Genomic DNA, 12,491 nt, shown 5'->3' with positions numbered 1-12,491 from the left:
CGACGAAGAAAGTTAACATACGCCGGAAGAACGCAGTTTTAAGCGCATGGGCTATCCGCTGCCGGAGCTATAGGTTGGGCCGCCGGCCGTGATCAGTGGTGACACTTGGAGCTTGCAGGTGTTCCCGGGGTTGCCTTTAAACCCGCATGACCGGAACAAAGCTGCTTATTGCTAAAAATTCGCGCACCTGAGGAATGGCACTTACGGTTACCTGCCACTTGCTACCTTCGAGGCAAGCTAGCTTGTCGGGCAGGCCCTAGGCCTTCCATGCTCTAAGCCAAGCAGAAGGTTTGACCTGTTACCTATGAACGTGAACCAATACCTAACTAGAATTCAGTACAGCGGCATTCCGCGGGTGGACCTCGCTACGCTTGAGGAGCTGCATCTGGCCCACCTGCTAAGCGTTCCCTTTGAGAACTTAAGCATTCACTACGGGCAGCCCATTGTGCTGGACCTGGAGCGGGTGTTCCGCAAGGTGGTGGAGCACCGGCGCGGGGGCTTCTGCTACGAGCTGAACAGCTTGTTCGGCTGGCTGCTGCAGCAAATAGGATTTAATGTGATCCTGATCTCGGCGGAGGTGTGCCAAAAGGACGGCACCTTCAGCCCGCCGTATGACCACCTCGCCCTGCTGGTGGAGCTCGACGAGACGTGGCTGGCAGATGTCGGCTTTGGCGATTCGTTTCGTCTGCCCCTGCGCCTGAATGAGCCCGGCCCTCAGAGGCAGGGCGCAACTGCCTACCAGATCAGCCGGGAAGGCGAATATTACCTGCTGCGAGCGCAAAACCTGCTGGATCGGGAGCCCCACTGGGAAACCCAGTACCGCTTTACCCGGCAGCCGCATCCGCTCACGGACTTCGCCGGCATGTGCCACTACCACCAGACTTCGCCCGAATCGCACTTTACCCAAAAGCGCGTTTGCTCGCGGGCCACGCCGGAAGGCCGGATCACGCTGAGCGATCAGCGCCTGATCGTCACCCGCGGTTCCCGCCGGGAGGAAACCGTGCTTGAATCCGAGGAGGAGTTCCTGCGGGCTCTGCAAACGCATTTTGCCATTACCCTGCAACCGCAACCCCATGCTTAAACTAGTTGGCTTAAGCGGGAGCCTGCGGCCCGGCTCCCATTCCACTGCTGCCCTGCGCGCGGGCTTGCGGATCGCGGCAGAAAGCGGCGCGGCCACGGAGCTGCTGGATTTGCGGGAGCTGAACCTTCCCGTGTACCTGCCCGACCTGGCCCTGGAAGACTACCCGGCTGAGGCTCAGGGCGCCATTAGCCGGCTGGTGGCGGCCTTTCGCAGCGCCGACGTCATGTTGTGGGCGACGCCGACGTACCACGGGTGCATGAGCGGCGCGCTTAAAAACGCAATTGACTACATGCAGCTGCTGGCCCGCGATTCCGCGCCTTACCTGCAGGGGCGCGCCGTGGGCCTGGTGGCGCTGGCCACCCCCGCGCCGCTGGGCAACATGGCGGACTGCGTAACGGAGCTGCGGGCCTGGCTGGCGCCGACCCGGGTCACTTTAACGGCTAACGACTTCTCGCCGGAAGGAACGCTTACCAGCGAATCCGGCAACCGCCGGCTGACCCGGGTCGTGACGGAGCTGCTTGGCTTCCACCGTGCCTTGCGGTAATTAGCGCAAGCTTGAGCGCGGGGCTGGTTTCCTCCGTACGGATAGCGTTCGCGCATCCAGATCTTTTTGGTGGCTGGCTCACGGGCAGGGCATGATGCACCGTACTGCTCGCTACCCCTGACCAGGAAAAGCCCGACGGTGAGGGCCAAGCCTTTCTTAACACCGTAAATGGGTACTACGCCTCTTCGCAGCCGCAATCCAAACACTCTTCCAGCGTCTGAAAGGGAACCAGACCACCGCAGCCACCCCAGATAAACTGCTCGCAGCGCTGGGTTTTCTGATTGTAGAAGTAGCGGGGCATCAAAGCTTTGCAGGGCCCGGTTTCGGGTTCGAGGGTACACTGCTTGGGCAAGGAGCGTTCTTTGGCGCAGCCGGCCAGGCCGGCGCTCAGCAGCAGGAAAGCGTAGCAAATACTTTTCATACCGTCAGGAGTTCGACGCCACTTAAAAGGTTGCAACCCCGCCCGCTACGCTTCGGGTGGAATGCTGCGCCGAATCGCCTCGGCCCGCCGGGCAGCTTCCGGCCCGCGGTAATAGCGGATATTGGTGTATATCCCGCCATCCGGACCCACCTCACTGGTCCACGGCTCCAGGTAGCAGAGCGTGTAGCCGGGCAGATCGATGGTCCAATCCAGGTAGAACACCGAAGTGCTGTCGGGGTAGTCGACGCGCAGCAGGCGGTTGGCATAAGCCTCCAGGCCTCGGGCGGCCAACTCCGGAAAGTCCAGCTGCATTACCTGCTCCACGATTGACTGGGTGGTGCTAATGCACCCAGTAGGGTACACGGGCTGCAGTCCCTCAAGCGGGCAATCCGGAATGGGCAGGGCTACGGTCATGATGTTTACACCGTAACGCACTCTTCGATGGCGGCGCTGATGTCTACTTCCTCCAGGGGCGGCACGGGCGCAAAGCGCGACTCGTGGAAGTTAGCCTCCGGGAAGCCCGGAGCTACCTGGGCGTTGTTAATGCCTTCCAGGGTGATGCCGTAGCCGCGGTGCGTATCGTAAAGCTCGCGCACGGTGTAAATAGGGCCGCGCTTGGGCGTTTGAATGTTGGGGTTCTGCACGAGCAGAAGGGTGAAGTCATCGTTCGTGCAAATCACTTCCTGCCCAACCCGGAACAAAGGTGCCTTCATGCCGCAAAGTTACGGCCGCAGCTGCAAGCGAGAGCAGGATACACGTGGCTTTGGCCGCAGAACCGTTGCTTGCTCCAGCGAAGTATCAAACGTATAGGCCCTGGTAAGGCTAAAAACCCTTTTGCCATACCGGATTGAAAGATTCGATTTGTTTGCACAACAGCGGTTGCAAATCAGCAAAGGTTAACCCGGCCTGCTGCGGAAGCCAATGCTCGCGGCCCGATTTTCGTTACCGGGGCTAAACCCACGAAAGGAGGATATTCCCAAAAAATAACCTTTGGAGCGCTGCTCGGGCGTCAACGTTCCCGTACGATGGTTATTCGTCAGCACCCCGCGGTAGCGTGGGAGCTTGTTGGGTGTTGTGACGCTTGGAGCTGCGCAGGCGCTGAGCCTTCTCGTTGACGCGGGGCTTCTCCTCCTTGTAGAGGGTCTCGGCCACGAAGGCCCTGCGCTCGGCTTCTTACGAGAGACCGCAACGTCTGCCCGCCTGACCGCACGCCCGGGCCGCGGCCAGGCCGTCGTGGGTGCGTTGGCGTTCGAATTCGGCCGTTTCGTTTTCCCGGCAATACATTCAACAAGGCCATTACCTACTGCGACGTTAAGCAGGAGCCCTGCCCGTTCGCCCGCACCGCGGCTGAGCTTTTCAAGTTCTGCGTCGGCGAATCCTTGCCGCACTCGCTGCCCTTCCAGAACCGCTGCCGACTGCTACGCCGTTCCCATCCTCGACGTCGCAGCGCACCGGACAATTACCCTGAACAAGAAGCGGCCGCACAAGGTGCTCGGACAGCTAAACCAAAACCTGAAAACGCTGGCTGAGCCGGCCAGCAATGATAGAAGATTGACACCTTAGTCCTACCACTCCCTTACCACCGGCTTGAAGAATAGGGCTGACCAGCCAGGGGCCGGGCCACAAGCCGGAGGCGCTTACCAACATATACTTCCGTAATTGGGTACTACACGCACGGAAGAACCCGCATTTACACGCAACCACGACCAGCTAATTGCGCTGATCTTTACCGCTTCGTCCCCTGGCCTTGCGGTATGACCCTCTTCCAGCACATCCTGATTGTCGAGGTCGGTGCGCCGTTGCGGTTGGGCCTGCTCCGGCAGTTTGCCCGCTGGGGTTTCGCGCACGTGACCGCCGTGGAAACGAGCGGGGAAGCCCTGGCCCAGGCGGCGGCCTGTCGCCCTGACTTGGTAGTTCTGAGCGCGCCGTGGGCGGATAGCCAGGAATCGCTGAATCCCGCTCAGCAGCTGCTCGCCCGGTGCGGGCCCGTTCCGGTCTTGGTACTGGTGCCTGAAACGTGGCAGCTGTGCCCGTTCCCTACCTCGTGGCCGGGCATTGCGTCGTCTCGTTGCGTGCCGAAGCCGCCTACGCCGGAGCAGCTGCAGCATGGGGTAGAACAGAGCCTCTGCGTAACCCTCGCCGAAGTAGCTTAGCCACGAATTTGGTGGTGTCCCGTCACTGCTTGACCTGACAGCGGCAGGCTGCCCCTAGCCAGGAAGCCTGCCGCTGCCCATCACTTGTTGCTTCCAGACCTCATCCACCCATGCCAGCTGCATCCGAACACAACCCGTCCCTGGCTGCCTTGCAAGAGGAGGTCCTGGCGCTGCGCGCCAAAATCGAATGGCTGCGCGCCGAGCGTACCGAAATGGAAACCGTGCGCGCGTTGACCGAACGCTATCAGCAAAGCCAGGTGCGCTTCCGGACGGTATTTGAGCACTCGCCGCTGGGCCACAAGATCATTGATGCCGACCTGATCATCCGGCAAGCCAACCCCGCCTTGGTGGCCATGCTGGGCCTGTCCGGCAAGTCCGAGTTGGTGGGCCGGCGCATCCTGGAGTTTGTCCACCCGCACCACCGCTACGACTGGGAGCAGTTGCGGGAGCGGCTATGGGCCCGCAAATTGCCGAGCTTCAGCTTGGAGACGTGCCTGGTGCGCCCGGACGGCTCCGTGTTCTGGTGCCACGTTACCTCCATTCTTTTCGAGGACGAAGCCGGCCAGCTCGGCTACACCACCCTGGAAGACATCTCCGAACGCAAGCGGGCCGAAGCCGATCTGCAGCGCCTCTACGACGCGCAGGAAACCGTCATGCACCTGATCGCCCACGACCTGAAAAGCCCGCTGGTCAACATTAAGATGCTGGTGGAGGTACTTCAGCGCGACGAGGCGCTGCTGGCTACCTGTCCGGCGAATGCTCAACAAGAGACCCGTGCCTTCCTGGCCATGATTCAGCGCTCCTGCACCGAGGCCAACACGCTGCTGAAAGATGTGCTCTTCCTGGGCGAGTTGGATGCCAAGCGCTTGGAGAAGCAGCCCACGGATTTAAACGCGTTCCTGGACGCGCGTCTGCTGGTGTACCACGTGGTAGCCCAGCAGAAAGGCGTCGAGCTGACACTGGCGCTGCCGGACCGGGTAATCCAGGCCGCCATTCACCCCGACAAATTCAGCCGGGTGCTCGACAACCTGCTCTCCAACGCCCTCAAGTTCACGCCGCCCGGTGGGCGCGTGGGCGTAAGCCTGGCGGAGGTCCAGGGCCGCCCCCGCATCTCGGTGTCCGACACCGGGGTGGGCATCCCGCTCAAGCTGCAGGAACGCATCTTCGACAAGTTCAGCGCCGCAGCCCGCGAAGGGCTCTACGGAGACACCACCACCGGGCTGGGCTTGTTCATCACCAAGCAAATCGTGCAGCTGCACGGCGGCAAGATCTGGGTGGAGAGCCGTGAAAAAGAAGGAGCGACCTTCTCCATTGAGTTGGTCTGATCGTTCTGCCACCGGCAGGGAGGCTTGCAACTTGAAGCCCTGGGAGACAGCGCACATGGCGCCGAGCAACTGCCGGGAAGGATGCGCGCAGGTGCTGCAGCAAACAACCTACTCGGCCGCGGCCCTAGATAAGTGCCCGGGAATAAGCAAAAGGCCCTGCAGAATTGCTCCGCGGGGCCTGTTGATGCATTCCGGCTGGTTAACGGGTATGAATGTTACCGGGGTCTTTGTCGACTCTTTTGGGCCTCAGCATAATGGTCGCAGCAGCTCCGGAACTGCTCGGGGGTGAGCTCCAGGCCGCCTTCGGGTCGCCCCGGCTGCGCGTGCAGCGACATGTCCCCGGCGTAGCGCCCGATGGGGTAGTCGTCGTGCTCCCACACCAGCATGGTGGCCGCCAGGGGCTCGGGGCGCTCCAGGGCTTCTTCGGTGGCAATGGCCACCGGCACGCCCTTGGCGTGCGCGTAGGCCAGCAGGGCCCTTAGGTCGGCGTCTGATCCGCACCGGATGCCCTGCTTGGTTGTAAACGTCTTGGGTTTCATAGTTGAGACTCGGGGAGAAGAGCCGCTGGTTTGTACGCGCCCATTCGTTCCAAGTAAAGTCTTTTGGTTGAACATTATACCGGCGACCAGTGCCGTTCCGGACTGCGCCCACTTACGGCGGCTGTGCCTGACCCCACCCGGTGCTTCTGCGTGGTACGCCCAGCCCCGACGACCCGACGCCTTGCCAGAATCAAAATAATTCGGCCGGCTGGATGCCTGCCCGGCTGTCAGCGACGTATAAGCAGACACTGCCTCTTGCGCGATTTGAGCAGCATTTCCCCCTCCCCTTTCATGCCAATTCCCTACCAGCCATCCGCCGAGCTGCTGCTCGCGTTCGGCTTTGTGGCGCACCGCTCGCCGCCCGGCCAGGTGCGCCACAGCCGCCCCAGTGCCTGCGGGCAGGAAACCATAGTGCTTTACGCCGACGGGGAGATGACCCTGCTGGAAAGCGTCAACGGCCAACTACTATACTGCTTTCAGGGCCGCGTAGCCTCCGAAGCCGAACTGCGGGTATTGCTGCGCCAGGTCAACTGGCCGGCCGAAGTAGCCACCACGGTTGCTTCATAGTTTGCTGTCAGGACCGGGTTATACCCGCGAAGCCTCGGCTTCGCGCCGCTGCGCGGAAACGCACCGGCCCGTGGCCCTGCCTTTGCCCAGGCCCGGCGCTAGCAACGCGACCACCTGCCGCAAGACGGCCCGGTGTTGTTTCTTGAGCACCCGCTCGGCGTTAACCGCTGCCTGAGTGCTAGGGTGGCGCCGCTGCGCCGTCAGGATGTGTTTGCCAATCTGCCGCTGCAGAACCGGTTGCCCTGGAAGCGGCGGATCGGTGCCATTTTTGGGGTTTACAGTGGCCTGGGGCCACGACCCCCGGCGGATGACTCGTTTATGACCTCGAAGCGAGGACCCGGGTAAACGACCGTCGAAACTCTACGGCTACTTTTATTCGCGTGCCGCGGAAGCGGACGGCGCGCTCCTAAAGGGTTCTATGCGTTGAAAACGAGGACCGCAGACCGGGCATGGTTGCCCGCAAAAGCTTAGCGATGCCTTCGAAGCGACCCCACCCCAGGGCGCGACCAGCGCGGTGGGCTACGCCAGCTCGATGAAGAAGGTAGTGCCTTCCCGCTCCCGGCTTTCCAGCCAGATGGCCCCGCCGTGCAGCTCCACGATTTGCCGGGCGATAAACAAACCCAGACCGGTGGTGGATTCGCCGTGCAGGCCGGCGCGACGGGTGGGATTGAACTTGTCAAACAGCTGGGCGTGCAGCTTGCCCGGAATGCCGATGCCGGTGTCCTGCACCGTGAAGCGGGGGGTACCCTGCTCGTCGCGCAGGCCCAGGGTGACGCTGCCGCCAGCCGGGGTGAACTTGAGGGCGTTGGAGAGCAGGTTGCCGAGCACCCGGCTGAATTTGTCGGCGTGCAAACGAGCCTGCAGGGGCTCGGCGGGTAGGTCCAGGACCAGGTGAATGCCCTTTTTCCGGGCTTCGGGCCGGTGCAGCTCAAGTTGGGCGGCGAGGTACACAAGCAGGTCGGTTGGCCGCTTCTCCAAGCCGTTCTGGTCCAGGTCGCCCACGCAGAGCACGTCTTCCAACAGGCCGCGGGCACGGGCGCAGGCCTCCTGGATAAGGGCTAGGTAATGCACCATCTCGGGCGGCGGCGGGGCATGGCCGCTGCGGCTGATGATTTCCCTCTGCAGCAGGTCGACCACTAACTCGATTTGAGCAATGGGCCCCTTCAGGTCGTGGGTGGCCAGTTGCAAAATGGTTTCCTGCGCGTCGTAGAGGCGCTTGAGTGAGGCTTCGAGGGTTTTGCGCTCGGAAATGTCTTCCAGAATGGTATACCCCAGTTCGGCGCCGTCGTCGGGGAACAGCACGGAGTGCACGAGGCACCAGAAGGAGGAGCCGTCGGCACGCATCAGGCAGGTTTCCAGCGAGAAAGCCGGCAGCTTGTGCTGCCACAGGCTCGTTTGCAGCTCCTGCCAATCGGCCCGGTGGCTAGGGTGAGCAAATTCCAGGATCTCGTGGCCGATGAGCTCGTCGGGACGGGTGTAACCCAGCATGGCCACCAGGGCCTGATTAACCTGCCGGATGGTCAAATCCGGGGTGATGATTTTCTGGCCCAGCGGGGCGTTATCGAATACCGTGCGAAAGCGTACCTGGCTTTGCGCGTAACGGTCGGGAGGCTTTTGGGGCTCCGACGCGGCAACCAGCGCGGCGCGTAGCTCCCGGTTTTCCGCGCGCAAGGCGTCGTTTTCGGCCTGGAAGGAAGAGTCGGGAGCCGGGGTACGGGAGGCGTGGGACATAAGCAATGAGCGGGGTGTGGTATAAGGGCTGCCCGCCAAAGCAAGCGCTTCGGGGGTACTGGGTGTCATGGCCGTACAACGGGCCTTAGGCAGCCCGCCGACTGGTCGAGGGGCCAGCAACACGGGCGGCGCGCCACGCGGTTGGTCGCTGGGATGTTGACAGCTGGATCGGCTTAAGTCCATAACGCCCATGTTGCTGAGCGTTCGGATAACGGGCTAGGTCGGATTCAATTCCCGCTTCTACACCTTAAAACGGAGGCGGCTCGGCAGCTGGTGATGGTTACCCCGGAACAGCTCGCCTGGTCAAGAAGATCGAAGAACATGGATTTGCGCGACTTATCGTGGTTGTTTACGTTCCGGTAGCCATTCTCATGGCCGCTCCCATTGCCGCTGGCCCCGGGCAGGGCGCCCAAGGCAGAATGCACCGGCAGCCGCGAAAACAGTCCCTATCCCTTGGTAATCGCGGCTTAGAAGCGAGATACAAGGCGCCCCAGCCCGGGCTCACACACCCTCGTTGGCCAAACACTTAAGGGTCGGACACCCGGGAAAGTCGCCGGGCGCAAAGCCACCGCGCCGGCGTGCCGATCGTTGAGCACGTTCGGGTAGACCGTACGCTTTTTCACACCGGGTCGAAGGCAGTGGCGGAATTGTGCGGGGACTGCGGGTCGTGCGCCGCATCGGAGTAGGCGTGGTGGCGCCAGGGCAGCAGCCCGCTGCCGCGCGGCAACGTAACGCCCGCACCCGGGCCCACCCGGGTGTAGAAAAAGAAAAATCGCCCCCCCCGCGGATGCTTGCTAAAGCTGCGGTGGGTGGCGTAGCCGGGTGGAAGAAAGGTCGGCGCTACCAGTGGGAGGTACCGATGCGCAGCAAAAGTCGGAAGAACAAGCATGCAAGAACTGTAGAGGATGAGCAACAGGGTCGGAAAGGCAACCCCGGAAATCCGTGGCAGTGGCTTGCGTGATATTCGTAGCTGTTTGAAAGTGCGGCAGGCGCACCCTACGCCCACGTGAGGGAATAGGTACAGCCAGGCCAACTGTTAACCGTGCTAATTCGTGCTGTTACGCCTGAAAAGATACGATAATTATCGGGGTATTACGTATTTATAACCGCTGACTGCAACTGTCAGCTCCATTCCCTCTATGTTCACCAGTTAGTCAGGTCGGGATGGTATCCATCCTCTACACCAGCACCGCGCTGGATCCAGACATGGCTCGTGAAGGAGCCCTCTGCTTTCGGTTGGGCAAGCAAAGCCCGTGCTTACACCAATCAGCTGGTCGTGGCTGCGCGAGGCTAGCCCTCCGGCAAGCTCAGTCCTGTGCTTAAACTCCTTGCAAATACGCCAATGCTTGCTAACTTTGATAGTACAATAAGCTAATAAAGTTAGTAGCGTATTTTGCAGCAACCTATGGATTCGAACGCCCGCAGCCTGCTTTCCGTCAACATCCTTCTTGACCCCTTCGCCGCTAACCTGGAGGTTCGCATCAACGACGGCTGCCGACCCTGGGTGCTGACCCATGACTTTCAGCGCTACCTGCGCGAAGGACCGCTTGCGACCGCGCAGTACTTGGCTAAGCGCTACTTAGTCAGCCGCCCCGATCAGCTGCGCTTCATCAGCGTGCCCGCGCTGTCAGCCTTGCTGCTCGCCGCGCTGGAAGAGCACGAGCTCCGCGACGCCTGCGCCTGATGGGGATCCCGCCTTCCAGTGTTCCGGGCGTTGGCCTGTACTAGTAGAGCCTTGTAGAGCTTTCATCCGGTGAGTCCGACCTAGCTGCTCGAAAACGAGGTGGTAAGGAGCAAAGGAGTTATTGGCGAGGTCCCTGCTGCATCGCACCATTCTTGCCCTGAATGCACCGGCGATTAACCAAGTCACCCTAATCTTTGTCATTACTGCGCGACCTTAATCCTTGCGGTCGGAATGTGTTTGCTGACCACCCGGCATTGATTCCGGCTTATATGAACCGGATTTTTGTTTATGCGAGGGGAGGAAATACCTTTTTTATTAGTGCAGGTCCACCTGGCGTGGCCCCTCCCCTACCCCACTGCAAACAGCACCGCCGTGCTGACCCGGGTAAGCGAGCGAGCACGGCGGCTACTTACTTCAAGTATTACTTGAGACCTTTAGAAGCGGCGCTTTTTCTTGGCCTGAGCTTCCTTCTCCTTGATCAGCTTGCGGATCTGCGGGCCAAACTGCTGCAGGTGGTGCTCGACGATGTTGTTGAGCAGCGTGGTCGTAGAAACGAACTTGTTGTCCCCGAGCGTATTGGCGATGTAGACCAGGTTTTCGTACAGTTCCCGGCTGATGTAAGCGTGGGTACGCTGGTCTTTGTCCCGCTTCTCAAGAAAGTGGGCATACTCCAGCGTTGGCCCCTCCCCTACCCCAGCGCTGGCTGCTGATGCTTCTGCTGATACGATTACTTTGTCGCCTACTGCTACGATCGGCTCCACCTCGGAAGCCTCAATTGCTGGAGCGGGTACATCAGCAATGGTCGGTTGAGCCAGCTGCTCGGCTATTGGTGCTATCGCGGGCGGCGCTACCACCTCTACCCGCGGAGTTTCAACGGGCACCACGATTGGCTCAACGACTACCGGCTCAGCAACTGCTGCCTTGGCAGCAGCTACAGGTTCCGCGGCTACCTTCGGGGCTGGCGCGGCGGGTGAGCGGAAAAAGTTAATGGTGGTGGCTTTGGTGCGCTTGGACGGGCCCAGCGGCTCATCATCCAGGGGCTTGCTGTTCTTAACGGGGGAAGTCTTGGTGGCCATGGGAATACGGGTCGCTAGCTCTTACTTGTTTACTGGGCGTCGGCTTCGGCTCCGGCGGGCACGGCGTCGGCGAAGATGACGTTGCTCATCTCCTCGATCAGGCTCCGCACGCCCAGGTCCAGAAACTGCTTTTTCAGCGGGAACATGGTTGAGCGCATCTCGTCTTTGCGGTAGTTCACGCTGTGCTCCAGGCGCGCGTCGAGCTGGCGGATGTCGTTGTCGGCGAAATACTGCTCCGTACGGTCGTACATGGTGCGCTTCTCGCTCTTGATGTACTTGTTCCAGAAGGGATAAATGCCCTTGAGACGGCTGCCCGGGTGCTCCTGCATAATCTCCTGGATGGTGTCGATGTAGCTGATGGTCGACGAGACGCTGATCTTATCCGGCTCCACGGGGATAAAGATGTAGTCCAGGCGGGCCCACAGATCCACGATGCCCTCGGCGTTCATGGTGCCCGGGGTGTCCACGAACACCAGGTCAACCTGACCGTCGAGCGCTTGCAGCTGCGCGGCGGCATCTTTGACCATGCAGCCGATTACAGGGTAAGCATCGGCAATTGCTGCTTCAATCTCCTCGATGCGCTTGCCATTTGCTTCCGGGTCCTGCTGCAGGTGGGTCAGCTCGCGCTGCAGGGCGCTGAGCTCCTTGTCGCGGAAGTCCACGATGGACTGCTGGGGAAAGTCGCAGTCCACGACCGCGGTGCGAATACCGCCAAGGTGGTGAAAGGCCGAGGCGGCGATGATGGTGACGGTGGTCTTACCCACCCCACCCTTCTGTGAAGAGATAGCGATGTACTTGGTCTGAGCCATGGTGGAAGGCAGTTGATCGGGCGAAAGACCGCCGAAGCGGTCGAGCTCGGACAAACATACAAGCTATTCCAATACCATGTATGCATCATTATATACAATCATTTATACAACCTAACATATCATGCTGGTTATGTGGGTATCTGGTCAGATATTGTAATGTTATCAAAATGACATAGTGGTCTGTTGCCAAAGTCAAGTGATCATACAAGGTTCTGTAATCATATCATCACCCGATTTTATGGTTGTAATCATACAGTGATAGTTGAATACATAACAGTGAGTATGTGTGCTAATGATGTAATGTTATCACATGTCCATTAAAACATATAGAAATGTAGCCTTGCTAATATGCATGCACACTTTAATTAGCAGGTTTTAAAACATGCTATCATAACTACATGCTAATGTTATCAAAACAACATAGACCTTGTGTTAATAGCAATACATAAGGTTGCTGATAAGGTGACGTATTAATATATATTATATATAATACATATCCATGTTATCAAAACAATGTAGCTATGTGAGTAGGTGTTAGCTTATTTACGCACTATAAATGCA

At 59.9% G+C, this 12,491-nt stretch carries 15 protein-coding genes; 6 read left to right on the top strand and 9 right to left on the bottom strand.

Annotated elements, in window-relative coordinates:
• The first annotated feature begins 304 nt into the window (after window positions 1-304).
• Together ASU33_RS03940 and ASU33_RS03935 are read left to right on the top strand one after the other, a co-directional pair.
• Window positions 305-1,081 (top strand): arylamine N-acetyltransferase family protein, encoded by a 777-nt coding sequence (locus ASU33_RS03940; protein WP_059068430.1) that lies wholly within the window; start codon window positions 305-307, stop codon window positions 1,079-1,081.
• Window positions 1,074-1,625, top strand: coding sequence for an NADPH-dependent FMN reductase (locus tag ASU33_RS03935; protein ID WP_059068428.1), 552 nt, complete (start codon window positions 1,074-1,076; stop codon window positions 1,623-1,625). Before ASU33_RS03940 ends, ASU33_RS03935 begins: the two co-directional genes overlap by 8 nt.
• 175 nt (window positions 1,626-1,800) lie before the next feature.
• Here ASU33_RS03935 and ASU33_RS03930 read toward each other — a convergent pair whose 3' ends face one another.
• The 4 genes from ASU33_RS03930 to ASU33_RS21745 form a co-directional block, all read right to left on the bottom strand.
• Window positions 1,801-2,046 (bottom strand): BPTI/Kunitz domain-containing protein, encoded by a 246-nt coding sequence (locus tag ASU33_RS03930; protein WP_059068426.1) that lies wholly within the window; start codon window positions 2,044-2,046, stop codon window positions 1,801-1,803.
• 45 nt (window positions 2,047-2,091) lie between these two features.
• Entirely contained in the window at window positions 2,092-2,460 is a 369-nt protein-coding gene (locus ASU33_RS03925) for a hypothetical protein (protein ID WP_059068424.1), read from the bottom strand.
• Between the two features lie 5 nt (window positions 2,461-2,465).
• On the bottom strand, window positions 2,466-2,759 hold the full coding sequence (locus tag ASU33_RS03920; RefSeq protein ID WP_059068422.1) for a hypothetical protein: 294 nt from the start codon (window positions 2,757-2,759) through the stop codon (window positions 2,466-2,468).
• A gap of 316 nt (window positions 2,760-3,075) precedes the next feature.
• A complete protein-coding gene (locus ASU33_RS21745) occupies window positions 3,076-3,198 on the bottom strand; it encodes a hypothetical protein (RefSeq protein ID WP_286130404.1) in 123 nt (40 codons plus the stop codon).
• A gap of 602 nt (window positions 3,199-3,800) precedes the next feature.
• Here ASU33_RS21745 and ASU33_RS03915 point away from each other — a divergent pair.
• On the top strand, window positions 3,801-4,199 hold the full coding sequence (locus ASU33_RS03915) for an ANTAR domain-containing protein (protein WP_059068420.1): 399 nt from the start codon (window positions 3,801-3,803) through the stop codon (window positions 4,197-4,199).
• A gap of 110 nt (window positions 4,200-4,309) precedes the next feature.
• Entirely contained in the window at window positions 4,310-5,524 is a 1,215-nt protein-coding gene (locus ASU33_RS03910) for a PAS domain-containing sensor histidine kinase (RefSeq protein ID WP_059068418.1), read from the top strand.
• 215 nt (window positions 5,525-5,739) lie between these two features.
• Here the strand turns inward: ASU33_RS03910 and ASU33_RS03905 are convergent, their stop codons facing one another.
• Entirely contained in the window at window positions 5,740-6,063 is a 324-nt protein-coding gene (locus tag ASU33_RS03905) for a hypothetical protein (RefSeq protein ID WP_059068417.1), read from the bottom strand.
• A 291-nt stretch (window positions 6,064-6,354) separates the two neighbouring features.
• Between ASU33_RS03905 and ASU33_RS03900 the strand changes: the two genes are divergently transcribed.
• Window positions 6,355-6,630 carry a hypothetical protein gene (locus ASU33_RS03900; protein ID WP_149867032.1) on the top strand — a complete coding sequence of 92 codons (276 nt, stop codon included), beginning with the start codon at window positions 6,355-6,357 and terminating at the stop codon, window positions 6,628-6,630.
• Between the two features lie 519 nt (window positions 6,631-7,149).
• Here ASU33_RS03900 and ASU33_RS03895 read toward each other — a convergent pair.
• On the bottom strand, window positions 7,150-8,361 hold the full coding sequence (locus ASU33_RS03895; RefSeq protein ID WP_059068412.1) for a PAS domain-containing sensor histidine kinase: 1,212 nt from the start codon (window positions 8,359-8,361) through the stop codon (window positions 7,150-7,152).
• 619 nt (window positions 8,362-8,980) lie between these two features.
• Window positions 8,981-9,250, bottom strand: a complete 270-nt coding sequence (locus tag ASU33_RS21150; protein ID WP_149867031.1) for a hypothetical protein — start codon at window positions 9,248-9,250, stop codon at window positions 8,981-8,983.
• A 516-nt stretch (window positions 9,251-9,766) separates the two neighbouring features.
• On the opposite strand from ASU33_RS21150, the gene ASU33_RS03890 reads away from it, so the two are divergent.
• Window positions 9,767-10,045, top strand: a complete 279-nt coding sequence (locus tag ASU33_RS03890) for a hypothetical protein (RefSeq protein ID WP_059068410.1) — start codon at window positions 9,767-9,769, stop codon at window positions 10,043-10,045.
• 434 nt (window positions 10,046-10,479) lie between these two features.
• On the opposite strand, the gene ASU33_RS03885 is transcribed toward ASU33_RS03890, so the two are convergent.
• Both ASU33_RS03885 and ASU33_RS03880 read right to left on the bottom strand, forming a co-directional pair.
• Complete coding sequence (locus ASU33_RS03885) at window positions 10,480-11,121, bottom strand: DUF3408 domain-containing protein (RefSeq protein WP_059068408.1); 642 nt, start codon at window positions 11,119-11,121, stop codon at window positions 10,480-10,482.
• 29 nt (window positions 11,122-11,150) lie between these two features.
• On the bottom strand, window positions 11,151-11,930 hold the full coding sequence (locus tag ASU33_RS03880; protein WP_286130411.1) for a ParA family protein: 780 nt from the start codon (window positions 11,928-11,930) through the stop codon (window positions 11,151-11,153).
• Window positions 11,931-12,491: the final 561 nt, after the last annotated feature.

It is taken from the genome of Solirubrum puertoriconensis, assembly GCF_001483135.1.
GTDB lineage: Bacteria > Bacteroidota > Bacteroidia > Cytophagales > Hymenobacteraceae > Solirubrum > Solirubrum puertoriconensis.
The sequence above is the reverse complement of the archived record's forward strand: the minus strand, read 5'-3'. Positions and strand labels throughout refer to the sequence as shown.